The sequence below is a fragment of the Mesorhizobium ventifaucium genome (genome assembly GCF_935822925.1).
Lineage (GTDB): Bacteria > Pseudomonadota > Alphaproteobacteria > Rhizobiales > Rhizobiaceae > Mesorhizobium > Mesorhizobium ventifaucium.
Genome location: NZ_CAKXZS010000055.1, coordinates 1 through 25724 on the forward strand (window position 1 = coordinate 1; position 25724 = coordinate 25724).

Consider the following 25724-nt stretch of genomic DNA (forward strand, 5'->3'; position numbering starts at 1 on the left):
TCGCCATATGCGATTCCCCTGCCGTTCACGGGGAGACGATGCCGGCAGGCAGGTGAGGGGCAGCGCGGCGTCGCCGATTACCGCTCCCAGCGGAAACCGTCCTGCCCGTGCGCCGGTCGAAGACGATGACCGTGCCGTCCTCGGTGCGGATGCACGAAAGGCCGGCATTGCACGCGCCGAAATTCGGGGCCGGAGCCGTGAGGGGGACGGCTCCGGCCGTTCCGGTCGCCGCCGCTGACGGCAGGGCGACCGGAGCCGAGGCGCGAGCCTCGGGCTTCGTCCCGGCCGGGGAGGAGGACAGCCGGAACGGATGGGAAAGCGAGATGGAGCGGCGTGGCTTGTGCATGGCTGTATATAAGCATAACTCTAAGAATTATGCAAGCCATTCTTTCATGGACGAAACCGTTTCTTATGTTTCAGATGGCGCCATGGCGAAAACCTCATTGTCGATCAAGGTCGGGGCGGCGATCCGCAAGGCCCGCAAGCAGCGCGGCCTGGTGATGCGCCATATTGCCGAGCATAACGACACCGACGTCGCCGCTGTCGGCAATTGGGAAACCGGCCGCAACCTGCCAAAAACCGAGAACCTTTTGAAGACCGCCGCGTTCCTGCGTGTCGACCCGGTGGCGCTCGGCAGGGGCGAGGTCGTCTTCCTCGACGACGCCGACAATGACGCCGACGCCGAGATCGTCACCGACGCCGCCCCGCTGCCCGCCGGCACGATGGACATCGAGCTTCTGGGTGCTGCGGTCGGCGGCGACGACGGCGACTTCACCTTCAACGGCGAGGTCGCCGGCTATGTCCAGCGCCCGCCCGGCATCGCCCATCTGCGCAAGGTGTTCGCGCTGCACGTGCTCTCCGACTCGATGGTGCCGCGCTACGAGCCCGGCGAGATGCTCTATTGCGGCGGCCGCGATGCTGTGCCCGGCGACCACGTGGTGATCGAGATGTTTCCCGAGGAAAACGAGCGCAACGGCAAGGCCTTCATCAAAAAGCTGGTCAAGCGGACCGCCGCCGAGCTGGTCGTCGAGCAGTACAATCCGCCGAAGACGCTGACCTTCAACCGCTACGCGATCAAGCACGTCTGGCGCGTCATCCCGCTCAAGGAACTGCTGGGGTATTAAGGGCGGCGGAGCGCGCCGCCTCTCCCGCAACGGCAGGGCAATCGCAAAGGGATTCTTTCGAAGATGGACCCCCACCCTAACCCTCCCCACAAGGGGAGGGAACGCCGCCGCGCGCTTTCAATTCCCCTTGACGCCGAAAGGCAGGCAATTTGCCAAGGTCAGCACCAACGGAGTCTCCCTCCCCCTTGTGGGGAGGGTTAGGGGGTTACATCGTAGAGCGAAGGCCTCGGCTTTCCACCTGCGATTCGCCTGCCCCGCAAGCGGGCGCCATCAAGCCCGCCTGGATCTCTCCAGCGGAACCTCGCGCTCGCCAAGCATCCGCGCCTCGGCGCGGCGCTGCTGCCGCTCGTCGATGAACGCCGCCTGGATCGAGACCGCCGCGCCCGGCAGGCCATCGGCGCGACAGGCCGAGCAGCGAAGCCGCCCCGACAGCGCCGCCAGCGGCGTCTGCGCGGTCACCCCGAAACGCCTCAGCTCCGCCGGCTTCCACCATCTGTTTCGACCGCAATCGATACACTCGACCGCAATCGAGACGACCTCGGCGATCGTTGCTTCCTTGCCCGGCAATGCCATCGTCCCTGATGCCTCAGTTCCTGTTTTGTTCACATCATTAGGGGTTTTTCCCGAAGAGTCGAGTCGGTTCCGCTCAACCCATGCAAAAGTCTAACTTGTCACGTTTTTTGAGTTATGCTTATATGCAGAACCCGGACGAATGGACGGCGGGACCGGGTTCCGTCGCGCCGCCGGCCAAGGAGACGAAGATGGACGCGCTCTCCGCCCAGTTCGCCCGTGATTGCGGCTATAGCGGCGACAGCCCGGCCATGCTCGCCGCCTTCGCCGCTATCCGCCTCGACGGCATAGGCCGGGCGCGCCTCGGCCACGACCAGCGCAAGGCGCTGGTCGACCGGCTGAAGCTCGGCGAGGCCTTGTTCCTGGCGGCGATCCGCCCGGCGCAGTCGGCTGAGGAGGCGATCGAGGACGCTGCCCGCTTCATTGCCTGTTATCGCAACATGCCGCGCTGGCGCCAGGAAAGGCGCGGCGCCGATCTCGCCCGTGCCAGGCAGCAGCGCCTCCTGGCGCGCTTCTTCCGCCGCTACGGCCACCGCCTCTGGGCGCGGCAGGCGGCGTAAGCTGGAGAGTCGGCAGGCAGGCCCTGCGAATGTCAGCTACGGTGCGGATCGCGTTGGCGGAATATATTCGCTATCCGGCACCGGCAGCCGCCCGTCCGTCTTGACCGTCGCAGCCCACATCCGGAAATCGACAATGGCCCTGCAATTTATGTCGGCCTGGCCGAAATACGGAACTCCATACGAGCATCCCGCGCCGGTTATCTTGGTAATGAATTCAGGCGCGCGGCCGCTGCGGCCGAAGGCAACGCCATCAATGTCGAGAATAGTCTTGTGGCCTTGCCACAGCCTGGCCGTTGTCTCCTTCGTCCGAAAGATCAGCCAGTTCTCGCCGTCGGAAAACCTGAAAGTGATCGTTCCGTCCGGAAATTTCGTGCGCGTGACCTCTCCAGTGCAAATGAGCTTCTCGTTCCGCACGACAAGGCGCTTGCACTCGCGCTTAACCGCCCAGGTACCTGCCTGCCCGTCTCTCGGTTTCAAGAGCGTATCGGCTGTCACCGTTGCAGGCCCCCCGACCACAACGGCCACAGTCAGCACGACGCTGGCGATGGCGGAACTATTGATCAAGGCAACCCCCATTTGGCGAAAATGCGCGCAGTCCTCTATGCCTCTTCTCCTTTAGAATCTCGCTCGGAAGCTGTTAGATTTTGAACCGAGTGCGGCCAGAGGTATGTTGGCGCTGCCCCTCCACGCTCCTTGACAATCCACCCACAATGTTCTCTTTATGTTCCACACAAACCCACCCTAAAGACAATGCGGCATTCGAACCACCGCGGGCGAACGGGCCGGATGGAAGCCAACATCCTCCATGCTGATCTTGACGCTTTTTATGCCTCGGTCGAACAGTTGCTCGACCCCGCCCTGCGCGGCAAGCCGATCGCCGTCGGCGGCGGGGTCGTGCTTGCCGCGTCCTATGAGGCCAAGGCTTTTGGCGTGCGTGGCGGTATGCCGGGGCGGCGGGCGCGTGAACTCTGCCCCGGGCTGATTTTCGTCGGCGGCCATTTCAAGGATTATCAGCGGCTCGGCGATGCGGCTATTCAAGTGCTCAGCGATTTCACGCCGGTGGTCGAGCGGATTTCCATCGACGAGGCCTTTGCCGACGTCGCCGGCTGCACCCATCTGTTCGGCCCGCCGGCCGAGATCGCAACAACCATCCGCCGCCGCGTGCGGGCTGAACTTGGCTTGCCGATCTCGGTCGGCGTGGCGCGCACCAAGCACCTGGCCAAGATCGCCTCGCAAGTGGCCAAGCCCGACGGGCTGATGGTGGTCGATCCGCGCCACGAGCTGGAGTTTCTGCACGATCTGCCGGTCGAGCTGATGTGGGGCGTCGGCCCGGTCACCAGGGAGCGTCTCGCCGGCATTGGTGTGCGCACCATCGGCGAGCTGGCGAAAACCAATGGTGGGTCGCTGGAGCGGCTGCTCGGGCCGGCGGCGGGCGAAAAGCTCAACGCGCTGGCCTGGAACCGCGATCCGAGAAAACTCGAGACGCAGCGCCGGGCGCGCTCGGCCAGCGCGCAATCGGCGCTCGGCAGGAGACCGGCCGAGGCAAAAATCTTCGTGCCCACCCTGCTGCATCTGGCCGACAGGGTCGCCACCAGGCTGCGGGCGAAATCCCGGCCCGGCCGCACGGTGACGGTCCGCGTTCGCTTTGCCGATCTGCGCTCGGTGACGCGTTCGATCACGCTCGACCAGCCGATTTCGGCAACCGCCACGCTGGCCGAGATCGCCGAGGCGCTGGTGCGCAAGGTGCTTGTCGATCATCCGCACGAAAAGACCATCTCGCTGCTGGCGATCGCCGTGTCGCATCTGGAGAAGCAACCGGCCCTGCAGCTGGAACTGCCGCTCGGCCTCGACGACGACAGCCGCCGCCCCGGCACCAGGAAGGGCGCGGCACGCTGGACTGCCGACCGCGCCGTCGACAAGATCCGCGACCGCTTCGGCTGGGAGGCTGTCGGCTATGCCTCGGTCACGCTCGGGGAATCGCGGTCGGTTCCCGATGCCTTTCGCGAGCTGGCCGAAAAGGAATTGTAAGGCAGTAGGGGATTAGGGCAATAGGGCAGTAGGGCAGTAGGGCAGTAGGGCAGTAGGGAGTAGGGGAATGGCCCTTTCTTCCCCACTGTCCCACTGACTACTGCCCTACTGCCCTACTCCCCTGCCAACGGCGAAACCGCCGGTCCGTTCAAAGCCGTGCCATCGATTGCAAAATGCGAACCGTGGCAGGGGCAGTCCCAGCAGCGCTCGAGGGAGTTCCAGTGGACATGGCAGCCGATATGCGTGCATGCGGCCGAACGCTTGTAGAGCGTACCGTCGTCATCGCGAAAGGCGGCGATTTTGGTGAGCCCTTCGCGAACGATGGCACCTTCTCCCGGTCGCAACTTGTCGACGGAATCGATCTCGCCAGGCGCGATATACTCGGCAAAACTCTTGATGGCTGTTGCATTCTCCGACAGGTAATCGCCGATCGCGCCTGCCGTCTTGCGCGACGGCTCGTAGAGTTCGCGCCAGGGACTTTCCTCCTTCAGAATCAGGTCTGAAATCAACAGGCCGGCCACGACGCCGTGGGTAATGCCCTGGCCGGAATCCCCGGTCACCACAAAGACGCGGCTGTTTCCAGGATTGCGGCCGATGAATCCCGCATAATCGACGGTCTCCATCACCTGCCCGGACCACCGGTTGGTTTCGACGCCGACATCGGGCACCAGCCTTTTGGTCCAAGCCCCCAGGGCCGCGAAACGGTCACCGGCATCATCGGCCTGCCCTGTCTTGTGGTCCTCACCTCCGACGATCAGGAAGTCGGTCCGACCTTCGCCAGGCTGAAGCCGAACGTAGTGATAAGGGTCTTCAGTATCCCAATACAGCGCATCCGGAATGGTATCGCGCGCGATCTCGAACGACAACGCGTAGGTTCGATAGGGCGCTTGCTTGGTGTGAAGCGCGACCCGATCGTTGATCGGCGAGTTGGTGGCGACAACGGCCGACTTGGCAGACACGCTTACGCCTGAAAACGTAGTTACGCGCACGCCGCCATCAGTCTCCTCGACTTTTTCGACGATGGTATCAGCATAAAGCACGCCGCCGCGCGCGCGGATGCCTGCGGCCAGCCCGCGGAGATATTTGAGCGGGTGGAAGCTCGCCTGATTGGCGTATCGAAGGGCCTGCGCATCCGAAAAGCCTGCAAACGGCACGCCCCTGGTCTTCTCGACGTCGACACCGATTTTCAGAGCGGCGTCCAGCTCGCGCTTGATATCGGATTCCTGGCTGCCGGAAGCCGGGAAGAGAAAGCCGTCAAGGCGCCGGAAATCGCACGCGATAAGCTCCGTCTGCTGGATGGATTGGATGCGGTCGATAGCGGCCGATTGGCTTTGATAAAAAATCCGCGCCAGGTCCTCACCGCGCAATTTGATCAGTTCCGAGAAATAGTCGTCGCAGACGGATGACAGGTGCGCAGTGGTGCGAGCCGTCATGCCACTTCCGATCCGGCCGCGATCGAGGACAGCCACCTTTTGCCCGGCGACGGCCAGTTCGTAGGCGACCGACAGTCCGGCAATTCCAGACCCGACGACCACGACATCGACCTGTTCGCTTTGCCCGAGCGGCGGCGCATCGGGGGCTACTTCGGTCACTGCCCAGAGCGATACAGTCCTCTCCTCGCTGACATTCATCGGCGGAACCTCCCATCCACGAAATTCGATAAACGGACGCGAGGATTCAAAGTTCCTCCAGGCCTTTGCGCGGCCCTGGTCGTCAGACCAAAAGCGTTGCACTGCCCCATGCGATCAGGGCGATGCCGGCTGCCCGGCCGACCCACGGGCCGGCAGGAAACAGCTTTTCCACCAGCACCAGAATGGCGAGCGCGGCAACCCACACCAGATTCATGACGCCACCCACGAACAACAACGCCATCAGCATCCAGCAGCATCCGACACAAAACGCCCCGTGCAGTGCGCCAAGACGCAGCGCGCCAACTGCGTGGGGACGCCAGTGTCGGGCAAGGAACGCCGTCGGCGCCCGGCAATGCGACAGGCAGGCGTTCTTGAAGGGCGAGAGCTGATACAGGCCCGCGGCGATCAGGACGATGGCTGAAAGCCAGCGGCTTTGCGAACTCATCATCGTCGCGGAAACGAAGGCCTCGCGTTCGAGCAGCCAATGCAATGCGGTGGCCGCGACGGAGAACCCCAGCCAGACCAGGAGGTAGCCTGCCATGAACACGCCGGTCGGCGCGAGCTTGTCCTGGATCTGATCCTGCGCCAGCGCATGGCGATGCACGCGCGCATAGAGCAGGACGGTCGGCGCCGCACTCGGCGACATCATGGCGACCATCATGACCCACCACATGGCGATCATCAGCGCCCAGTTTGCGGCCCCCCAGACCCGCGGCTCCGTCGCCATCGCGCTCATGTCCATGCCGGACATATCCATGCCAGACATATCCATGCCGGGCATGTCCATGCCAGGCATGTCAGAAGTCATATCGGAGGCCACGTCGGCGGTTTGCAGATGGGGAAATAGCGCGAGCCTCGACATCTCCCACGCATTCATGCCGAGCCCTGCGCCGGCGACGATATAGAGCCAGGCCAGCAGGCACAGCGTCAGCACGCCCGCAATCGTGATGACGCGGTCGCGTCTGAGCAGCCGTTCCAGTGGCGACGCGCCGTTCATGTGGCGCGTCAGGCTCGCACCACCCCGTGATTGTTGAGATGCAGCCGCGCGAACTGGCCGTAACTGTCCTTCATATTCACCTGAACCGGCCCGCTGGTTGTGCTCGAAGCGCTGCCGATCTCGGCGACTGCATATTCGAAGCCGTTCGGGAGCACGATTTGGGCGCGCGAGTCCGCGCCCGTCACCTTGTTGCGGATCGGTTCGCCGACCGTTTCGATGTAGTCCTTGACGAAGATGCGCCCCCTGCGGCCGTCGACATCGAGGTCGAGATCGATCCTGGTGAAAACCGGCTCATTCATTTTTGTCACGGTCGAGGCGTAGACGGCGAACATCGTCGCGAACGGGTCGGTGTCCTGGCCGGTCATGATGCGCAGCAGCGCTTGACGCTGCCGGTCGGTTGCCTTCTCGTCGACGAAGGCGATGGCTTCGCCATTGCCTTCGTGGATCGCGCCGGGCCATTTGAAGATCGCGGCGATGCGCAGGCCGTCAAGGACGGTCTCGCCATGATGACCCTCATCGATCTGGATGCCCGCCACGGCATGGCAATGGCCCTTGTCGGGCAGCGCATTGAATTGACAGTTGCAGCCATATTCGCAGGTGCAATTGACGAGTTCGCGTCCCTTGATCTCCCAAGACGTCATGCTGTCCTCCCTGATATTAGACCATCATCATACACCTGGACTCTTCCCTCTCAAAGGCGCACCCTTAAAAAGGCGAAACCCAAGCAAGAGTTTCGTCCAATGCTTCACATGCATGAAGATGCGCCGCTGATTGCCTAACCTGTCCGGATAATCTCCGGGTTGGCAAACGCTCTGGCGCCTATCCGTGATCAGGCTGCGGCCTAAGGCACGTTGCAGCCTGTTCCGGATCAACTGGGAGGTAAACAACATGCCTGATTTTCAGCGCAGAGAACTTCTTGTTCAGGGAAGCGCGGCTCTTGTCGCAATCGCTGCTCTCTATACCTCGCGTCGGGCTTACGCTTTTCCAAAACGGCCGAGCGAGGAGGTTATTCCGTGGCTGGACCAGCCGACCGAAAATCCCGATCCGGTCGGTATCCAGAAGCAGCTTGTCTGGGAGGATTTGGACAGCTGGATAACGCCAAACGACAAGTTCTTCAGCATCTCGCATTTCAACCGGCCAACGATCGACGAGAAGACATGGTCGATGGAGATCGGCGGCCTGGTCAAGAAGCCCTTAAAATTAATGCTCGCCGACATCAAGGCGCGGCCGCGCCAGGAGGTCGTATTCACGGTCGAATGCTCAGGCAACCACGGGTTTCCCTTTTTCACCGGCGGCATCGGCAATGCCCGCTGGGCCGGGACGCCTCTCGCACCGATCCTTGAGGAAGCCGGCGTTCTGGAAAATGGCATCGAGGTCGTCTTTTTCGGGACCGACAAAGGCGAAGTCCCCATACGCGACGTCAAGATGCAGCAGAACTTCGCTCGCAGCATGTCGCTCGCCGATGCAAAGAACCCCGACAACCTGCTCTGCTATGAAATGAACGGAGCCGCCTTGCCGGCGGCCAACGGTTTTCCGCTGCGGCTGATTGCTCCGGGCTGGTACGGCATCGCCAACGTCAAGTGGCTGGAGCGCATCGAGGTTCGCGACACCCGCTTCATGAGCCTTCTGATGGCCCGTGACTATGTCACCATCCGGGAGGAAGAGCACAATGGCGAGACCGTGTGGACCGAGAACTCAGTCGGCCGGGCACGGATAAAGTCAGCGCCCGCAAAGGTCACCCGGAAGGACTCAGACTACCGCATCATTGGGGCGGCCTGGGGGGCACCGATCGATCGGGTCGAAGTGCAAATCGATCAAGCACCATGGGCACCGGCGATCATCGACCACAGCGAGGAGGCCGAACACGCCTGGAAGATTTGGTCCCTGGACTGGGCCAATCCGTCTCCCGGAGAACACACGGTGACCTCGCGCGCGGTCAGCACCACGGGACAAGTTCAACCGGCAATGGACGATCCCTTGATTGCCAAGAAACACACATACTGGGAAAGCAATGGCCAGGTGACGCGCCGCGTGCGTGTCGTTTGATTTGATAGACTTTGCAGCACGCGGGAAGGTGAAGCAGGCAGCGCAGACTGGTTGTCCAAGCAATCTTAGGTCCGCTTGGGGAGGCAAAATAGACGCGCATCGTAGATGCCCGGAACGACCGCTTCGGTGAACTGTTGCGATTCGTCTCGTCCATGGGGACGAGCAAATGACGCCAGGAGCGGTCGTTAAAGCGATCAAGGTCGAGCGGCCGGGGCCGATCCTTCTCGGACCTTCGGCAGGACGGCCGGAATACCTGGAAATCGGTCCCCAGCGTCAGTCCTTGGATGCCGTGATGACGAGCGCCGGCATGTCGAAAGCGACGGCGCCGGCCGCTGTCACGAAAGGCATAAGTGCCCGCTCGGCCTCCTCCAGAAGCCGCTTGAACTGCTCGTTGTCCAAAAGCCCGCCCAACGTCCAGATGCAGGCTCTTTCAGTCGAGATCAGCGTCTCGATCGAGGCAAACCGGACCGTTCCGCGGTGCCGCTTCACCTCCGCACGCTCTATGCCTGCCTTCGCGCAGAGCGAGCGCAATAACTCCGCATCGCCGAGCACAAAGGGCGCGCGGAACGCGTTCGCAACGTCGCTTCCAAACAGCCGTTCAAGCATATCCGCCACTGCGGCATAGCCGGGCGACTGGTCGAGCGAGTCGCAGACCGCGACGGCGAGCCGGCCGCCGGTCTTAACCACGCGCATCGTTTCCCGCAGTCCGGCTGCTCGATCGTCGAAGAACATCAGGCCGAACTGGCTGACTGCGGCGTTGAAGCTTTCATCCGGAAAAGGAATCTGCTCGACGCGCCCTTCTCGCCACTCGATGCGAGTGCTTTTGCGGCGGGCAACGCAAAGCATGTCGGGATTGGGGTCAGGCCCGACCACCTTGCCCTCCGCGCCAACGCGGTCGAGGGCCGCGAGCGCCAGCACACCCGTACCGCAGGCGATGTCGATGACGCGGTCGCCCCTCCCTATTCGCGCCTCGGCGGCGACAATAGGCCCCCATTGTCGGAACAGCGCTGGAACGAACAGTGAGTCGTAGATTTCAGCCGGAGTTTTCGATGTCTTACCCCGGTGGGTCTGGACCGCCGCTTCCGCCGATCCCGGCGTTGCACCTTCAAGGAACACTGCGTTGGATCGGGTTCCGACGACGCGAAGCGCCTTCAGCGGCTCGTATTCAGGCGATGAGTACCATCGCTGGGCATGCTCGCCGTCGGCAAATTCGACGATGACCGGATAGACCGGCTGCCAGTCTCCTTCGACAAGGTCGGATTTCCCGCCCAGCACCAAATAGCGCCCTCCATACTGTTCAACCGTTGCAAACACCCCTGCCAGATACTGCTCGACCTTGGCTTGGTCGGTGATTTCACGCACGTCGAAGAAGCAATAAGTAGACATGGCCGACCTCCGTTGATCGCATGGGCTCCGCGGGATGCGCGGTGGATATGCTGTTCGGCGCATAGTAGACTTGGCCATGGGCACGCTCCATGACCCAGCGTCTCAATCGCTTGCCGCAGCGTCCGTTCATGCGCCATCGCCTGGGCGGCCACCGGAAGAAGTCGTTCCCGATGCCGCACCTTCGGCCGCGCCGGACAAGGATGTGCTTTCGGATGTGCTGCGCGTGGTAAAGCTCACCGGCGCGCTTTTCTTCTGGGTCGATGCCTCTTCGCCCTGGAGCGTGGAAGTGCCGCGGGCGGATTCATTTGCCGGTCTTATCCTGCCGCGCGCCCAACATGTGATTTCCTACCACATCATCACCCAAGGATCGGGCTCGGTCAGCATCGCCGGCGGTCCGCCGATGGAATTTGCCGAAGGCGACATACTTGTGATCCCGCATGAGGATTCGTACGCGATGTGCAGTGCGCCCGGAGTGCGGTCAGGTTTGAGCCTGGAAGATTCGCTCGATTTCTTTCGCGCCATGGCGGCCGGACAACTGCCCTTCGCGGTCAACGAAGGCGGCGACGGCCCCCTCCTGACCAGATATGTCTGCGGTTTTCTTGGTTGCGATGCACAGCCGTTCAACCCTCTGCTCGGGGCCCTTCCTCCGCTGATACGCATCCGGCACGCGGCCGGCGCACCGAGCGACCTGCTCGACCGGCTGATCGAGCTGACGCTGGCAGAGGTGTCCGTTCAACGGCCTGGCGCTGAATGCATCCGCCTGCGCCTCAGCGAATTGATGTTCGTTGAGGTCGTTCGCCGCTATCTTAAGGCACTACCGCCGGAGCAGACCGGCTGGCTGGGCGGCTTGCGCGATCCCGCCGTCGGCCGGGCCGTTGCGCTTGTCCACGAGAATCCGGCGCGTGGCTGGACAATTGAAGAACTCGCACGCGAAACCGGCGTCTCGCGGTCCGTCCTCGCGGCCCGCTTCACGCGTCTCGTCGGCTGCCCACCGATGCAGTATCTCACGCGATGGCGCGTACAACTGGCCGCACGACTGCTCACTGATGGGCTGGCCAAAGTCTCGGCAGTCGGGCGTGATGTCGGCTACGAGTCCGAAGCGGCCTTCAGCCGGAGCTTCAAGAAGCTCGCGGGCGTCTCGCCGGCTGGCTGGCGCGGTGGCCGGCGCGGATAGCGGGCGGCCGGAGGCCAATTTGAGGAATACAATATGCTCCGACAGACGCCTTCGCGCGCCATCCCCAGCCCTCCCCTACCCCTCCACCGTGCTGATCTCGGCATCGACCAGACACCAGGGTGCATAACGAAAATCGCGGATCTGGACGACCCGCTCGTCCCGCCATTCGACCAGCATGAAGCCGCGTACCACACCGCCCGGCTCCTGCGGATTGCGGATCAGGATCGCCGGCCTGCCGTCGACGAAGCCCAGCGACAGCGTCCAGTCGCTGACGCGATCGTAATTGCCGAAATAGGTCGACACTTCGGCCTTGCCGCGCAGGCGGAGCCGGCTGACGAGTTCAAGCTGGACATCTTCGGCGATCAGCGCCCTGACCGCGTCGAAGTCGCGCGCGTTGAACAGATCGACATAGCGGCGCAGCCGTCGCTCGTCATCGGCGTCGAGCCGTGGCGCGGCGACGTGCTCAGGCTGCGACGCCAGCAAGCGCAGCTGCGCCCGCCCGCGATGCAGCGCCGCCTTGCTGGCGGCCAGCGTCGCGCCGGTCACCTCGCAGGTTTCGTGCAGTGAAAGGCCTAGCACGTCGACCAGGATCACGGCGCTGCGCTGCGCAACCGAGAGTTGCATGAAACGGCGCAGGCCGCTCGCCGCGGCGAGCCTGCTGTCGGCACTGCCGGAAGGATCCTCGATCGTGGTCATGTCGGTTTCGGTCATGCGCGACCTTTCCCGATGGCGCCGGCGCAGATGGTCCTGCGCGGCATTATGAGCGATGCGAAACAGCCATTGCTCGGGCCGCTCGACCGTCATGCTGGCGTCGACCGCCTGCAGCGCCTTGATCAGCGTCTCCTGGACGATGTCTTCACCGTCGATCACCGAGCCGGACATGCGGGCGCAGTAGCGGTGCAGTTTTGGGCGCAAGCCGGAGAGCATCGCCTCCAGCGCCGGCCGATCGAATTTCCGTTGGATCATGGCGACCATTCTATCCGGCCTTGCTCTCCTCAAGCACACGGTAGTTGCCGATGATTTTGGCAGGCGACCGCTTGACCGGGGTCGAACGTCGCTCCGCATGGTTTTGCGTGAACGCCTCGAAGGCGGCAAGCCCGGTCAGCGCGGATGTGTCATTTCCCTCGCCGACGACGTGGATGAACTCACCGTCGTCGAGTTCGAGCACGAGATAGCGCACGCTCTGCGGCGCCGTCTCATCCAGCGCCTCGAACACTTTTGCCACCAGCGCGCGGTTCTCTTCCAGCCTGGTGTCCTTCACGCTGTAGCGAATGAGTTTGTAGCCCATGGTTCATCTCCTGAATGGATGGTCTGAGCAGAAGACGACCGCAGTTGCCGAAAAGATTCTCGGGCTCGGCATAATTCTTTTCGGCGGCCCACGTCGTCCTTGACGGTGGGCGGCCGCGCGGCCGCCATCAAGGAGACCGATCAATGCACATCCGGTTCCCGAACTGCCGGTGTCGACCAGGACCGCGCCAAAGGCGTTCGATACAAGCATTTCGCCGGCAAGATCGCGGCCGACGAAAAGATGCGCGATAGCGGCCGGCGCTGGATTGAGCTGAAATTTCCCGGCGCTGTCACCAACTTGCATTTCGTGAGGCGCTCCGACGACACGCCAGGCGCGGACCCAGTGCTGGTACTGGTCGACGACGATGTCGAGGCCACGATCGCTGCGTTGAAGGCGCGCGGCGTCGAGATCATCACCGAACCGCAGGAGGCGCCGTGGCAGCCGGGCCGCACGGGTGCGGAATTTCGCGACAGCGAGGGCAATCGCATGGTGATCGGCAGCCAATAAACGGACTAGCCGCCGAGCAGGCACCCTGAATTTTGACGCACAATTTGAACGGCTGTAGAGGGTTGGAAACGGACGTTCGGAGCCGCTCGTCCGAAAGGCCGCTACGCGCCAATTCCAACGCCGTCGGGAAGATCCGGTCTCGATCCAAGGAGACGCAGGCCGAGGGTCTGGCTAGCTGTGGCTGGTCGACGGGTGAGCGCGGTAGAAGGCGACGATCCGGGCGCAGGCGCAGAGCCCATACCCGGGCCGCCCAGGGAGTGTCCGAACTCACTTGATCTCCCAAGACGCCTTATGGTTGACCACACGTCCGATTCGACCGCCAACTGTTTCGTGTAGCTGAACCGGGGTATAGGGGGCCTTTCCAGTAATTCCTTTGTACTTTCCTGTACCTCCGACGATGTAGTGGTTCTGGTTATCGAATGTTGTGAAGACGTTGTCGCCGTCCTTGTCGGTTTCGACACAACTGCCATCGAAGTTAAAATCATCGTTGATCATCGTCCAGTGCCCGAGGCAGTGCACCGACATGTCATGGAACGGGCCATCCCCTTTGACGTTACGCGTGAGACCGGTGAATTCGTCTATTCCCCCTGTGCCAACGCCGCTGTCCACTTTGGCCACAGTCTCGAATACGTAGTAGGTATCGTATTCCGCCTCTCCACTTTTCGGGAAGTCTGCTGCAATTACGGGAGCCGAGTACAGCGTAAAGAGAGTTACTAGCGACGCAATTTTCATGGTAACCTCCACCGTAGAGCCGGGCTGCCACCCAGGCCGCGTGCCGGGGCAGGCTCGCCAAAAATCCAGTATAAATCCGCGAAACACGTCTAAGCAACATGTCCGCGCGTGTATTTGGGCGTTGAATTCGCGAATTCAACTACAGCCATTTGATCTGGCTGTTGAAGACCTAGCCTCCCGCTCTACCTGCAATCACGGCCGACCGACCTATATCGAACTGAAGCTGCCGTTTCGGATGCTCGTTCGCATCACTTTCAGGGAGGTAAGGAGCCATGATCTCCGGCGCACACATGATCATCTACAGCACGGATGCCGAGGCGGACCGCGCATTTTTTCGCAGTGTTCTGCGTTTTCCAGCAATCGATGCTGGCGAAGGCTGGTTGATCTTCGCATTGCCGCCGGCCGAGATTGCCGTTCACCCGGCCGCCGAAACCGACAGCCACGAAGTCTATCTCATGTGCGAAGACATCGATGCCACAATCCAGGAGCTGAAATCGCACGATGTTGAATGCAGTTCGGTCAGCGATGAAGGCTGGGGCCTGCTCACGCATGTCTCGCTTCCCAGTGGCGGCTCGCTTGGCCTCTACCAACCGAGGCATCCTTTGGCGCACAAAGCCGGGGCTGCTTAGCGGCGCTCGTTGACGAGGAGCGCTCACCCGGCCATCGGTTTTGAGTCGACCTGGCGCGCGTTTTGGCTCTGGTCGGCGGCGGGGGCGGCTGGGGCATCGATCCGGCTCAGAATGTGATCGGAGATGCCGCGCGCGATCTCCCGCTCGCCCATGATGATCAGATCCGCGCCGAACTTCTTCAGGTAATCCACTTCAGCATCGGAATGGGCGCGGGCGATGATCTCGAGCTTTGGATTGATGGCATGGGCGTGCTCGATGAGGTTGCCGCTCTCGAACGGATTGGGAATGGCGCTGATCAACCACCGGGCTGAGGCAACGTTGGCGGCCTCAAGTAGTCCCGGCTGGGCAGCATTTCCCGCAATGACATCAACGCCGCGGGCGCGCAGCTGATCTACTGTCACTTGTCGTTCCTCGATCACCAGGTAAGGCAGCCTTGCCGTTTGCAACGTCTCCGCGACCAGACTTCCGACCCGTCCATGGCCGACAAGCACCGCGTGGTCTGTCAGGCTGGTAGCCGCGAGTTCGGGTGTTTCGGCTCTACCTTCTTGCGTGGCAATGGTTCGTTCTCGTGCTTTGAGCCACGGCGTCAGCCGATCCAGCGCCGCAAATAGCAGCGGGTTGATGAGGATCGAAAGGATTGCTCCCGCAAGCACCAGGTCACGTCCCGCCTCGGGAAGAAGCGCGAGGTCGACGCCCAATCCCGCAAGGATGAACGAGAACTCGCCGATTTGTGCCAGGCTTAGGCCGAGTGTCAGGGCCACGTAGGACGGATAGCCGAACATCAATGCGATGGCTGATGCGGCCGTGGCATTGCCAATGACGATGATCAGAAATGCCACGCCGACGAGCAGCGGCTGCTCAACCAGGATCATGGGGTTAAACAGCATGCCTACGGAGACGAAGAAAAGAACGGCAAATGCGTCGCGGAGCGGCAGCGTTTCCTGAGCGGCCCTTTGGCTCAACTGGGATTCGGCAAGGATCATTCCTGCGAAGAAAGCCCCAAGAGCGAACGAGACGCCGAAGAGTTCGGCTGCTCCGAAAGCGACACCAAGGGCAATCGCCAGCACGGCCAAACGGAAAAGTTCTCGCGAGCCCGTGTGAGCGACGTAGTGGAGTATCGGCGGAATGACACGTCGGCCGACGACAACCATGATCGCGAAGAAGGCCGCCAATTTGGCCAACGTAAGCCCGAGCGCACTCCAGATGGTCTGCGGCTCAAACAATTTGAACAGGTCGTTGCCGTTAAGGTTTGCCCCGTTGACACTGCCACCGAGCACCCCGGCGAAGGCCGGCAACAGTACCAGCACGAGGATCATGGCTAGGTCCTCCACGACCAGCCAGCCGACTGCGATGCGTCCGCCATCGGTTTCGAGCTGCCGCATTTCCTGCAGCGCCCGTAGAACCACGACTGTACTTGCAACCGACAGGGCCAACCCAAACACCACTCCGGCTCCGATCGGCCAGCCGATCGCCTGCGTCACGATGAGCCCGAGCATTGTCACCAGAGCCATTTGACCGACAGCACCAGGGATCGCGATCTTTCTTACCGAGAGCAGATCATTCAGCGAAAAATGCAGCCCTATGCCAAACATCAGCAGAATCACGCCGAGTTCGGCGAGTTGGCGCGCCAGCGCTTGGTCGGCAACGAAGCCGGGCGTGAACGGCCCAATCAAGACACCAGCAACGAGGTAGCCGACCAGTGGTGACAGGCGAAGTCGGTTTGCCAACGTGCCGAGAATGAAGGCGAGCCCGAGGCCGGCGACAAGGGTTGCGATAAGTGGCGCCTGAGGCATCTTCCCAATCCGGTTTCCGGCCACGCTTGGCGCTCCGGTCAAGCGGGCACGAGCTCACAGATAATGGACCAAGACGCGGCGGTCTCAACATCTTTCACGCAGCAGATCTCGCCAATGGCGAACTGGAGGTCTGGAGGGTCGATCCGGCCGGTGGATACGCTTCGGGCAGTTGCCCGCCGTGCCGGCGGCGAGCGCGTAGCAGCCGTCAAGTTTAAACCGAGCACCGTGAAGAGCGGGCCCAGAAAGGCGATCTGTATCGCCACCTGCTGCAGACGGTTGACGCGCGTCGTACACGCGACTCGCGCCAGGCGCCCTGGCAGCGAGGCCGCACGGTGGCTGAATTTCGCGACAGCGAGGGCAACCGCAGCAGGTGCAGCCGGGGAGTGGGCACCCTGAATTTTGACGCGCAATTTGAACGGCTAGAACGGGCGGGGGAGCGGCCATTACCGAGCCGTCTCAAAACGCTGTCGCGAAAACTTGCCTCGCGCCGTGCTATACTGACCACGCCAACCTGCACTGCGCAGCAGTTGGGGAAATGCCTCACCGCTGCGCACACAGAATGTTGACCTGCGGAAGTCGCCAGTCCGGATCAGAGATAAAACGACAGGGAGGATGTGACATGTCCCTCGACGCCAATGACTTCGATCAAGCAGTTGAAAAATACCACCTGGCTCTGGATGAGTTCATGAAAGGGAACCCCGCGCCTGCGAAGAAGCTCTTTTCCCAACGAGACGATGTAACACTGGGAAATCCCTTTGGCCCTTTCGCGCATGGATGGAAGCAGGTCGCTGAGACGATGGAGCAAGCGGCATCGAATTACAGGGACGGCGACGCTACCGGCTTCGAGAACGTAGCGAAGTGTGTGACGTCCGAACTGGCATACCTCGTCGAAGTAGAGCGGCTCAGGTCCAAGGTTGGCGGTCGGAGCGATGTCACCCCTTTGGCGTTACGCGTGACGAGCGTCTTTCGCCCAGAAGTTGGTCTCTGGAAGATTGTGCATCGTCATGCCGATCCGATAACGACGGCCCAGCCGGCCGATTCGGTACTCCGCCGATAGACGCGGTTTGGACCCTTAGGTCACCGATGCCGGGGCGAAGAGTAAATCGTGCGCTGGAATTCAACAAGCGTCTGGAACATCAGCTGAGGATAACAGAGACGAGCCGGTCGGAGCGACCGTTAGTGCCCGTCGTGCTCGCCGTGGCGATGATCGGCATCAGCGCTCGCCAATCTGATATTCGCCGCCGCAAGCGCCGGCATGTGCTCGAACAGCTCGTCTTCCAGCGCTGCCGTGAGCTTTTTCGCTTCGCAGACCGGCAGGCTTTCTTCTACGGCGATGGCAATGTCGGCGTGCAGCCTGTGACCGATCCACCGCGCCTTGGCCTCGACAATGCGCGCTGCCGGCACATGCGCGGCGGCATGGTGGATGTCGCCGATGACATCAGGATCTATACCATCGAGCATGCGGGTCAGCACCGAGCGGGCCGACTGCCAGACGATACCCAAAATCGCAACCGTGATGAGCAGGCCGACGATCGGGTCGGCCAACGCAAAACCGAGCCAGACCCCGAACGCTCCGAGGACCACGGCAAGGCTGGTCAGGCCGTCGGTGCGGGCGTGGTAGCCGTCGGCAATCAGTGCGGCGCTGTTGATTTCGCGGCCGACGCAGATGCGGAACACCGCGACGGCCTCATTGCCGAGAAAGCCGACAAGGCCTGCCGCCGCCAGCCAGCCAAGATGCGTCACCACGCGTGGATTGATCAATCGGTCGATGGCCTGGTAACCGGCGACAATGGCGCTGAACAGGATGATCCCGACGATGATCATCCCGGCCAGGTCCTCGACCCGGCCTAGGCCGTAGGTGAAGGTCGGCGACGGCTTGCGCCGGGCCAGCAAGAAGGCGATCCACAGCGGAATGGCGGTGGTGGCGTCACCGATGTTGTGGATCGTGTCGGCCAGCAGCGCCACGCTGCCCGACAGTGCGACCACGACCATCTGCATCGCGGCGGTGATTGCCAGGATGACAAACGACCATTTGATCGCCCAGATGCCTCGGTCGGTCGTCGCAATGGTCGCATCTATGACCCCGTGACCGTGCGACCCGGTCGCTTGATCGTGGTGGCCATGACCATGCGCGGCGTGATCGCGCGACCCGAACCCGAACCAGTCGAGAATGTGCGCGCCGAGACGGCTCACAGGTATTTGACGGATCACAGGTATTTCGCCAGTTGCTTGAGTTCCGCCAGCGAGTTGCCGCCGGCTTCCGCGGTATCCGTCAGGCAATGCTCGATATGATCGTGGATCAGTTCGCGCTTTGCGCTGCTGATGGCGCTCTCCACGGCATGGAGTTGCTGCGCCAGATCAACGCAAGGACGATGCGCCTCGAACATCGACAGCACCGCCGCAAGGTGGCCTTGCGCACGCTTCAGACGCTTCACGATAGCAGGATGCGAACGATGGATGCTTACGGACATGCTTCTTTTGTATCCTCCCCCCGAGGATATAGTCAATCTTTTCTACTTACTTTACTTTGCGCTGAGTGTCCCACAGCCCGAAGAAAACCCTCGGCGCGCCCAGCGACCTGCCACCCTCCTACGGATAGCTTTGCCGGCCGCTGGTTGCGCCGTATTATTTCGTGACCGTGTCGCGCGGGAACCTTCCCTCGCACCACGCGTTCGGGGCGCTGTATTCGCCATGCCTCATTTTTAGGCAACCATAGGTGACGGGCGAATACCGGCGGGGAGGCAAATGCATGGGTTGGGGAGGAGCATATAGTGATGTCGAACCGTGAAATTCGAACGTCCCACACATTGGGGCTGCGTGTCGCTGATCTCAAAGCCAGGATGCGGAGCGCCCGGATTACCGAGCACGAGATTAAAACCTTTCAGAAGGTCGCCGCCATCATGGGAGGAGGCGAAGGCTCCCTACAACTCGATGCCGACGACCTGATTGCCGCGTCTTTCGTCGTCGAGGACGAGCCCAGGACAAACTGACTATCGTGGCGCCCCCGGCGATCAGCGTCGGAGGCCAGGGAGCGATTGCGACCAATGTCGGCGGCGTTGGCGCTCTACGGCGCCCCCTCTGTCCTGCCGGACATCTCCCCCACTTGGGGAGAGATCGGCCGTCATCACTGGTTTCGTCAATCGCAACCTTGAAAAAAGAGGCGCGGTCGGCAAAGCTGCCGTCTCCCTCCTTGTGGGGGAGATGTCCGGCAGGTCCGGCAGGACAGAGGGGGGGCGCCGTAGAGCGCAAACGTCGCCAGCCTCGGCGCGCATCGCAAAGCTCTCCAAAAGCGGTCCAGGCGCAGCCGTTGCTGCGTCGGGTTGCCGTCGCCTGAAAGCACCGCATTCACCAGCCCGCGCGCCGGGCTGGCGCGGATACTCGTACAGGAGAATCCACATATCCACCCTGGCGGCTTTCTGTTAGGCAGTATTCACCTGACTGGAGAATCGATTGCGCGGACTTGGCGAGGGCTTGATTCAGCGCCTCAGCGAAGGCATGGAAACGCTCGCCAGGGCTGGCGATGGGCTGGCGGGAAAGTCCTGACCTTGCCGGAACGATCACGCAAAACGATGACACCACGGCCGAACACCGGCCGGCCACGCCCCTCGCCTAATTCGGGCGTCGGTTCCCCCGGCGTCAGCCTTTGCCGTGCCCTGTCAAAGCTTGGCCTGTGCTCGCGCAAGCAGGCGAAAATTCTGGTCGCCGAAGGGCGCGTCCGGGTCGCCGGCAAAATCGTGCGCAACGGCTCGCTGCGCGTCGATCCCGGCCGCGACCGCATCGAGGTCGACGGCAGCCGCGTCATCGCCGAGCGCAAGGTCTACCTGATGATCAACAAGCCGCGCGGCCTGGTCACCACGCGCGACGACCCGCAGGACCGCGGCACCGTCTATGACTGCCTGGCAGAACTCGACTTGCCCTTCGTGTCGCCGGTCGGCCGTCTCGACAAGGCCAGTGAGGGCCTGCTTTTGATGACCAACGACACCCGTTTCGCGCAGCGCCTGCTCGACCCCGCTTCGCACGTCGCCAAGGTCTATCATGTGCAGATCGGCGCCCTGTCCGACGCGGCCATGCTGGCGCGGTTGCGCGCCGGCGCCACGGTCGATGGCGAAGATTTGACGGCGCGCTCGATCGAAATCCTGCGCAGCGGCACCAGCACCGCCTGGCTGGAAATCACCCTGGACGAGGGCCGCAACCGCCACATCCGCCGGCTGCTCGGGGCGCACGATGTCGAGGTGCTTCGCCTGGTGCGGGTGGCGATCGGCCCGTTGCAGCTCGGCGACCTCGCCAAGGGCAAGGCCCGCCACCTCACGAAGGAAGAGCTGGCGCTGTTTCAGGCCTGAGCGAAGATGCGTCGCTCTCCCTTCTCCCCTTGTGGGAGAAGGTGGCCTCGCGAAGCGAGGTCGGATGAGGGGTGTTCCATCTTGGCGCCGACGGCGATCCTTCCAGCACCCCTCAACCGTCTTGGCGCTACGCGCCAATCCACCTTCTCCCACAAGGGGAGAAGGGAAAGGGGCGGCCCGCCGCCCGACCTCGACGATTACTCGGCCGGGACCGGGCTGAGGCCGGGATCGTCCATCGCGTGCGGCCTGGCCTCCTTGCGTGCCGACGCCCGAGCGAGCACGCTTTGCCGGTTGACCGACTTGCGCTCGGCATCGATGCGTTGGATCAGGATTTCCGCGCGCTCAATCGATCCGAGCAGGGCCAGGATCGTGCCGCGTTCGGCGGCGCCTGCATTGGGTCCGAGCGCCAGCGTGCGGGCGCGCAGTTCCTCGACCTCCGGGAGATTGACATGGCCGGCCGGCACCTTCGGGTCGGAGACACCGTAAGTCGGCAAGATCTCCCGTAGCGAGGCATCGAGCTTGCTCAGCGCGACGTCGACGATGGCCTGCGCCGGGCCGCTGAATTTCTCGCGCCTGACGCGGCGCGCCACCTGATGCATCGATTCCGTCAGGGCAGCCGTGAAGTCGGCTTCCTCGATCAGGCTGGCGATCAGGTCGAGCTGCTCGTAGGGCAGGTCCTCCTTCATCAATTCGGCGGTGTAGGCGCGGATGTCGCGGCTGAGGATATCGGTTGCGAGATAGTGCTCGCCCGGATCCGACGGCGCCTTCTTCGACGAACGTGCGATGTCGAGGAACATTGCGCCGGCCTCAAGATGACGGGCCGTCTCCTGCTGGACGGCGGGAACGGCCTTGGCAAAATCGCCGGCCAGCTTGCGGTCGAGGAATCGCGGCGTCGAGAAATCTTCCGTGTCCTCGGCATCCGTATGACCGACACGCGACAGGACCCGCTCGAACACCCCGATGAACGGAAACAGCAACAGCGTGTTGAAGACGTTGAAGAAGGTCGAGTAGAGACCGACCGCGACCGGCACCAGGGGGAAGGTCTCCTTACCGTCGACGATCACCGGAATGGCGGGATCGCCGCCGAAGAACTGCATGGCCCATTCCAGGACCTGCATGGAGACGAAGAACAGCGGGATGGTGATGCACACGCCGATGATGTTGAACGAGATGTGCGCATAAGCGGTCCGTTTGGCATTCTTCGAAAGATTGAGCGAAGCCATCCACGAGGTGATCGTGGTGCCGAGATCGGCGCCGAGCGAGAAGGCGACGGCCGTCGTCCAGTCGAGAATGCCGGCGGCTCCAAGGCCCATCACAATGCCGATCGTCGCCGAGGACGAATGGATCATGGCGGTCACGCCGGCAGCGATGAACACGCATTTGAGAAGGTTGAGATAGGAATCGGCCGTCAGCGTTTGCAGCAGGGCCATGACTTCGGGCAGGTTGCGCAGCGGACGCAGGCCACCGGTCATCAGGTTGAGGCCATAGAAGATCAGCGCGAAGCCCATGCCGGCGAGCGCTATGTTCTTGACCTTTTCGCTTTTGGCGAAGCAATAGATCAGCGAGAACACGCCGGCCAGGATCAGTCCGAGCGGACCGAGCGGCAGGGCGATGAGCCCGTTGCCGAGCGTGGTACCGATATTGGCGCCCATGATCACGCTGATCGCCGGTCGAAGCGCAATAACGCCGGCATTGACCAGGCCGACGACCATGACGCTCATCGCCGTCGACGACTGGATGACGCCGGTGATCAGCGTTCCCGCAAGCACGCCCTTGATCGGCGTTCCGGCGGCCTTGGCGAGAAAGGCGCGCATCCGGTTGACCGACAGCGCCTGGATGCCGTTGGCCATGAAGTCGAGGCCGAGCATGAAGATGCCCAACCCGCCGATTACCGGCACGAGGATGTCCTTGAAGATATCGATGTCCATGTCACGCAGTCCCCAACAAGCCGCCATCACGGCGCGATATGACGTTCAGTTCAGGTGCTGCGCGAAGCAGCAGCCTGGTTCTTCCGCTCAGTTTCCGACGGGCTCCTGCCTTGCCCAATATTGCTCGATCTGGGCGACGAGCGCTTTCGGCAGCGGCACGTAGCAGAGCGCGGCGGCGTCGCCCGCGCCTTGCGCGAAGGCGAGCCGGAAGAGGTCGTGCACGCGGCGATAGCGATGTTCCGAACGGCCCGAGACCTGAACGACCGCGAACACCGCCGTGCTGATCGGATAGGCGGCATCGCCGTCTCGATCGGTCAGCGAGGCGAAGAAGTCGGCCGTTTGCGCCCAGTCGATGGATGTCGCGGCAGCCTGCACGCCCTCCGGCTCCGGCTTGACGAACTTGCCGGATCTGTTCTGGATCAGCGCGTAGGCAAGGCTGGCGCGCTGGGCCTGGCCGGATTCGGCATAGGCGATCGCGCCCTTCGTCTCACGCACGGCTCGAATGAGGTTCTGTGTGCCTTCGGCGTCAGTACCGAGCGGCCACGAGATCAGCGTATTGGCGCCGTATTTGGCCTTCCACTCATCGTTGAGGGCCGACAGATACTCGGTGAAGACAAAGGTCGAGCCGGAACCATCCTTGCGATGGACAACGCTGATCCTGAGATCGGGCAGCGTCAGATCCGGATTGACCGCCTTGATCGCGGGATCGGACCATGACTGGATCTTGCCCAGATAGATGTCGGCCAGCAGCGGCCCCGTCAGGCGAAGGCTTCCCGGGCCGATGCCGTCGAGATTGACGACGACGGCGATGGCGCCCATCACGATGGGAAACTGCTGGCGGCCGGCCTTCTTGAGTTCAGCGGCATTGATCGGCGCATCGGTCGCGGCAAAGTCGATGTCCGGCTGATCGAGACGCAGGACGCCGGCGAGCGAGCCGACAATTTCAAGTCAACCTTCCAGTCGGGCGAGACATAGTCGCCGCCGTCGGCGCGAGCGCTCTCGTAGGCCGTTGCCCATTTGCCGATGATCGGGGCGGCCAATGTCGATCCAGCGCCGCGAATAGGCTCAGCCTGCGCAGCGGCCCCGATCATCAAGGCAACAGCAAGCATAATGGCGCCACTTATCTTCGCCCATTTGCGCCGTAGTGACGCAAAGCTTGCTGGAAACATCATGGCAATCCCCGACTATAGCTACTTTTCAGTCTTGGCAGATATCAACAGTCATCCGCCCGGCGAACCAACGCCGGCAGAGAAACAACATCGCTCACCGTATGAACCTTGGTTAACGATTGGATGACAAAGAGCTTTGTGGGCAGAACTTTTTATTTCAGATATTCCGCGATCGCCGTGTTTGCCTGAAGGATTGTTCGGCAGCCAATCGCTTCAGCTTTGCGCTGCCCCTCACCTGCCTGCCGGCATCCTCTCCCCGTATAGTGACGGGGAGAGGGGCGCTCTCATCGATGGTTTCGCCAATCACCAGCGTTGCGGAAAGGGTGCCAAGGTTGCGGTCAGTGTCCTTCTCCCCGTCTCTATACCTATCGCATTCACACATCTCGGTTGCGCTTTGCGGCGAAGCTCGATTCTATTGCGGCCGGAAAGACGAAGGAGCTTTGAATGACCGGCATCGAGTACGGGCTGGGGCGATTTGGCGATCGCCGCCTGGAAAAAGGGGGGCCTGCTTGCATGCCGCGCTGGTTGCGCGGCCTGGGTCGTGTATCCGCCGGCTCGGCGGCAGGCGGGCGGGCGAGATGCAGTTCACGCGATTTCTGCGCAATCGCTCGGTGAGCGCTGCGGAGATGTCGCGGCATGCCGGCGAACAGACCGGGGCGCGCGCGGCCGGTCGCCATGTCGTTGCCGTGCAAGACAGCTCGGAATTGGCGCTGGGTTCTCGGCGGGCGCGGGCAGGCTACGGTCCGGTCGGCAATGGCAAGGCAGCAGGTCTGCTGCTGCACCCTGTGCTGGCGGTAGAGGCCGGCACGGGAGCGCTGCTGGGCCTGGTTTCGATGCAGGTCTGGAACCGCGGCGCAGGAGAACTGGCGCCGCGGCGCCAGCGGGCGACAGCCAACAAGGAATCGCAGCGCTGGATCGATGCAACCAAGCAGGCCGGCGCGGTTTTGGAAGGGGCGGCCAGCATCACCATGGTGTCGGATCGCGAGAGCGACTTTTATGAACTCTTCGCCGAACGTCCGCACAATGTCGACCTGATCGTGCGGGCCTGCCAGAACCGGCGCATCGAGGCCGCGCAAGAAGAGCCAGGCTTGCTGTTCGCCTTCATCGACGCCCAGCCTGAGCAAAGCCGCTTTGAAGTGACCATCCCCGCCGCGCCCGGACGACGCGCACGGGATGCCGAACTGGCGGTGCGTTACGCGCCGGTGACGGTGCGGCGCCCACTCAACGGAGCCGATCCGGCGTTGCCCGAGACCATCGGTTTGACACTGGTCGATGTTCGCGAGGTTTCGAAGCCGAAAGACGGCAGCGAACCGGTGCATTGGCGCTTGCTGACCACCCACAGTGTCGCCACCGTGGCCCAGGCACGCCGTGTCGTCGACCTCTACCGCTCGCGCTGGGTCATCGAGGAGTTCTTCCGCACCCTCAAGACGGCAGGCTTCGACATCGAGGCAGCCGACATCGGCGACCCGCACGCCATGATCAACTTCGCCGCCGCCGCCACGATCGCCGCCGTCACCATCAAGCAACTCGTGCAGGCCCGCGACGGCAACACCGATCAGAGGCTCAGCGATGCTTTCGATCCCGACGACCGTCCCATTCTCGAAGCCGTCTCTGCCAAGCTTGAAGGCAAGACCGAGCGACAACGCAATCCCCATCCCAAAGGATCTCTGGCCTTCGCAGCCTGGGTTATCGCTCGCCTCGGCGGCTGGACCGGCTACTACGGCAAGCCAGGCCCCAAGGTCATGCGCATCGGCCTGGCCGAATTCTCCGCCATCAAATACGGAGCCACGCTCGATGTTCATGATGTGTGAATCCGATAGGT

Annotated in this window: 25 protein-coding genes; 11 read left to right on the forward strand and 14 right to left on the reverse strand. The window is 62.5% G+C overall.

Translation table 11 applies throughout. The annotated features are described in order from the left end of the window. Positions 1 to 428: 428 nt before the first annotated feature. Positions 429 to 1124, forward strand: coding sequence for an XRE family transcriptional regulator (locus NMG70_RS29460; RefSeq protein WP_254027735.1), 696 nt, complete (start codon positions 429 to 431; stop codon positions 1122 to 1124). A gap of 270 nt (positions 1125 to 1394) precedes the next feature. Here the strand turns inward: NMG70_RS29460 and NMG70_RS29465 are convergent, their stop codons facing one another. Continuing rightward, positions 1395 to 1697, reverse strand: coding sequence for a hypothetical protein (locus NMG70_RS29465; protein ID WP_023799072.1), 303 nt, complete (start codon positions 1695 to 1697; stop codon positions 1395 to 1397). 188 nt (positions 1698 to 1885) lie between these two features. Here NMG70_RS29465 and NMG70_RS29470 point away from each other — a divergent pair, with 188 nt between their 5' ends. Then, the gene (locus NMG70_RS29470; protein ID WP_436798485.1) at positions 1886 to 2254 is read left to right on the forward strand and encodes a hypothetical protein; all 369 of its coding nucleotides are present in this window, start codon (positions 1886 to 1888) and stop codon (positions 2252 to 2254) included. A 36-nt stretch (positions 2255 to 2290) separates the two neighbouring features. Here the strand turns inward: NMG70_RS29470 and NMG70_RS29475 are convergent, their stop codons facing one another. Beyond that, complete coding sequence (locus tag NMG70_RS29475) at positions 2291 to 2818, reverse strand: hypothetical protein (RefSeq protein WP_254027737.1); 528 nt, start codon at positions 2816 to 2818, stop codon at positions 2291 to 2293. 222 nt (positions 2819 to 3040) lie between these two features. On the opposite strand from NMG70_RS29475, the gene dinB reads away from it, so the two are divergent. Beyond that, positions 3041 to 4282 (forward strand): DNA polymerase IV, encoded by a 1242-nt coding sequence (gene dinB, locus NMG70_RS29480; protein ID WP_254027738.1) that lies wholly within the window; start codon positions 3041 to 3043, stop codon positions 4280 to 4282. A 113-nt stretch (positions 4283 to 4395) separates the two neighbouring features. On the opposite strand, the gene NMG70_RS29485 is transcribed toward dinB, so the two are convergent. From NMG70_RS29485 to NMG70_RS29495, 3 genes are all read right to left on the reverse strand, one after another. Beyond that, positions 4396 to 5913, reverse strand: coding sequence for an FAD-dependent oxidoreductase (locus NMG70_RS29485; RefSeq protein ID WP_254027739.1), 1518 nt, complete (start codon positions 5911 to 5913; stop codon positions 4396 to 4398). An 82-nt stretch (positions 5914 to 5995) separates the two neighbouring features. Then, the gene (locus NMG70_RS29490; protein ID WP_254027740.1) at positions 5996 to 6910 is read right to left on the reverse strand and encodes a DUF2182 domain-containing protein; all 915 of its coding nucleotides are present in this window, start codon (positions 6908 to 6910) and stop codon (positions 5996 to 5998) included. Positions 6911 to 6918: 8 nt separating this feature from the next. Further along, positions 6919 to 7551 (reverse strand): DUF1326 domain-containing protein, encoded by a 633-nt coding sequence (locus NMG70_RS29495; protein WP_254027741.1) that lies wholly within the window; start codon positions 7549 to 7551, stop codon positions 6919 to 6921. A gap of 247 nt (positions 7552 to 7798) precedes the next feature. Here NMG70_RS29495 and NMG70_RS29500 point away from each other — a divergent pair, with 247 nt between their 5' ends. Beyond that, positions 7799 to 8956, forward strand: a complete 1158-nt coding sequence (locus NMG70_RS29500; protein WP_301555196.1) for a sulfite oxidase — start codon at positions 7799 to 7801, stop codon at positions 8954 to 8956. Positions 8957 to 9229: 273 nt separating this feature from the next. On the opposite strand, the gene NMG70_RS29505 is transcribed toward NMG70_RS29500, so the two are convergent. Next, on the reverse strand, positions 9230 to 10342 hold the full coding sequence (locus NMG70_RS29505; RefSeq protein ID WP_254027743.1) for a DUF1330 domain-containing protein: 1113 nt from the start codon (positions 10340 to 10342) through the stop codon (positions 9230 to 9232). Between the two features lie 76 nt (positions 10343 to 10418). On the opposite strand from NMG70_RS29505, the gene NMG70_RS29510 reads away from it, so the two are divergent. Continuing rightward, positions 10419 to 11516, forward strand: coding sequence for an AraC family transcriptional regulator (locus tag NMG70_RS29510; RefSeq protein ID WP_254027744.1), 1098 nt, complete (start codon positions 10419 to 10421; stop codon positions 11514 to 11516). A 75-nt stretch (positions 11517 to 11591) separates the two neighbouring features. Here NMG70_RS29510 and NMG70_RS29515 read toward each other — a convergent pair whose 3' ends face one another. Continuing rightward, positions 11592 to 12482 (reverse strand): sigma-70 family RNA polymerase sigma factor, encoded by an 891-nt coding sequence (locus NMG70_RS29515; RefSeq protein WP_254027745.1) that lies wholly within the window; start codon positions 12480 to 12482, stop codon positions 11592 to 11594. 10 nt (positions 12483 to 12492) lie between these two features. Next, positions 12493 to 12804, reverse strand: a complete 312-nt coding sequence (locus NMG70_RS29520) for a hypothetical protein (RefSeq protein WP_254027746.1) — start codon at positions 12802 to 12804, stop codon at positions 12493 to 12495. 105 nt (positions 12805 to 12909) lie between these two features. Here NMG70_RS29520 and NMG70_RS29525 point away from each other — a divergent pair, with 105 nt between their 5' ends. Then, complete coding sequence (locus tag NMG70_RS29525; RefSeq protein ID WP_254027754.1) at positions 12910 to 13311, forward strand: VOC family protein; 402 nt, start codon at positions 12910 to 12912, stop codon at positions 13309 to 13311. A 267-nt stretch (positions 13312 to 13578) separates the two neighbouring features. Here the strand turns inward: NMG70_RS29525 and NMG70_RS29530 are convergent, their stop codons facing one another. After that, a complete protein-coding gene (locus NMG70_RS29530; RefSeq protein WP_254027747.1) occupies positions 13579 to 14043 on the reverse strand; it encodes a hypothetical protein in 465 nt (154 codons plus the stop codon). A gap of 272 nt (positions 14044 to 14315) precedes the next feature. On the opposite strand from NMG70_RS29530, the gene NMG70_RS29535 reads away from it, so the two are divergent. After that, positions 14316 to 14672 (forward strand): VOC family protein, encoded by a 357-nt coding sequence (locus NMG70_RS29535; RefSeq protein WP_254027748.1) that lies wholly within the window; start codon positions 14316 to 14318, stop codon positions 14670 to 14672. A gap of 23 nt (positions 14673 to 14695) precedes the next feature. On the opposite strand, the gene NMG70_RS29540 is transcribed toward NMG70_RS29535, so the two are convergent. Next, entirely contained in the window at positions 14696 to 16465 is a 1770-nt protein-coding gene (locus NMG70_RS29540; protein ID WP_254027755.1) for a cation:proton antiporter domain-containing protein, read from the reverse strand. A 619-nt stretch (positions 16466 to 17084) separates the two neighbouring features. On the opposite strand from NMG70_RS29540, the gene NMG70_RS29545 reads away from it, so the two are divergent. Continuing rightward, positions 17085 to 17522 carry a YybH family protein gene (locus NMG70_RS29545; protein ID WP_254027749.1) on the forward strand — a complete coding sequence of 146 codons (438 nt, stop codon included), beginning with the start codon at positions 17085 to 17087 and terminating at the stop codon, positions 17520 to 17522. A 119-nt stretch (positions 17523 to 17641) separates the two neighbouring features. Here the strand turns inward: NMG70_RS29545 and NMG70_RS29550 are convergent, their stop codons facing one another. Both NMG70_RS29550 and NMG70_RS29555 read right to left on the reverse strand, forming a co-directional pair. Further along, a complete protein-coding gene (locus tag NMG70_RS29550) occupies positions 17642 to 18676 on the reverse strand; it encodes a cation diffusion facilitator family transporter (protein ID WP_367185619.1) in 1035 nt (344 codons plus the stop codon). Further along, positions 18673 to 18936, reverse strand: coding sequence for a metal-sensing transcriptional repressor (locus tag NMG70_RS29555; protein WP_095491135.1), 264 nt, complete (start codon positions 18934 to 18936; stop codon positions 18673 to 18675). The genes NMG70_RS29550 and NMG70_RS29555 overlap by 4 nt, the downstream gene beginning before the upstream one ends. A gap of 303 nt (positions 18937 to 19239) precedes the next feature. Here NMG70_RS29555 and NMG70_RS29560 point away from each other — a divergent pair, with 303 nt between their 5' ends. Both NMG70_RS29560 and NMG70_RS29565 read left to right on the forward strand, forming a co-directional pair. Next, positions 19240 to 19455: a hypothetical protein gene (locus NMG70_RS29560; protein WP_254027750.1), complete on the forward strand. Its 216-nt coding sequence runs from the start codon at positions 19240 to 19242 to the stop codon at positions 19453 to 19455. A 579-nt stretch (positions 19456 to 20034) separates the two neighbouring features. Beyond that, a complete protein-coding gene (locus tag NMG70_RS29565; protein ID WP_254027751.1) occupies positions 20035 to 20805 on the forward strand; it encodes a pseudouridine synthase in 771 nt (256 codons plus the stop codon). Between the two features lie 197 nt (positions 20806 to 21002). On the opposite strand, the gene NMG70_RS29570 is transcribed toward NMG70_RS29565, so the two are convergent. Continuing rightward, on the reverse strand, positions 21003 to 22733 hold the full coding sequence (locus NMG70_RS29570) for a Na/Pi cotransporter family protein (protein WP_254027752.1): 1731 nt from the start codon (positions 22731 to 22733) through the stop codon (positions 21003 to 21005). A gap of 87 nt (positions 22734 to 22820) precedes the next feature. After that, on the reverse strand, positions 22821 to 23675 hold the full coding sequence (gene pstS / locus NMG70_RS29575; RefSeq protein WP_367185620.1) for a phosphate ABC transporter substrate-binding protein PstS: 855 nt from the start codon (positions 23673 to 23675) through the stop codon (positions 22821 to 22823). Between the two features lie 805 nt (positions 23676 to 24480). On the opposite strand from pstS, the gene NMG70_RS29580 reads away from it, so the two are divergent. After that, complete coding sequence (locus NMG70_RS29580) at positions 24481 to 25713, forward strand: IS4 family transposase (RefSeq protein ID WP_254027753.1); 1233 nt, start codon at positions 24481 to 24483, stop codon at positions 25711 to 25713. Positions 25714 to 25724: the final 11 nt, after the last annotated feature.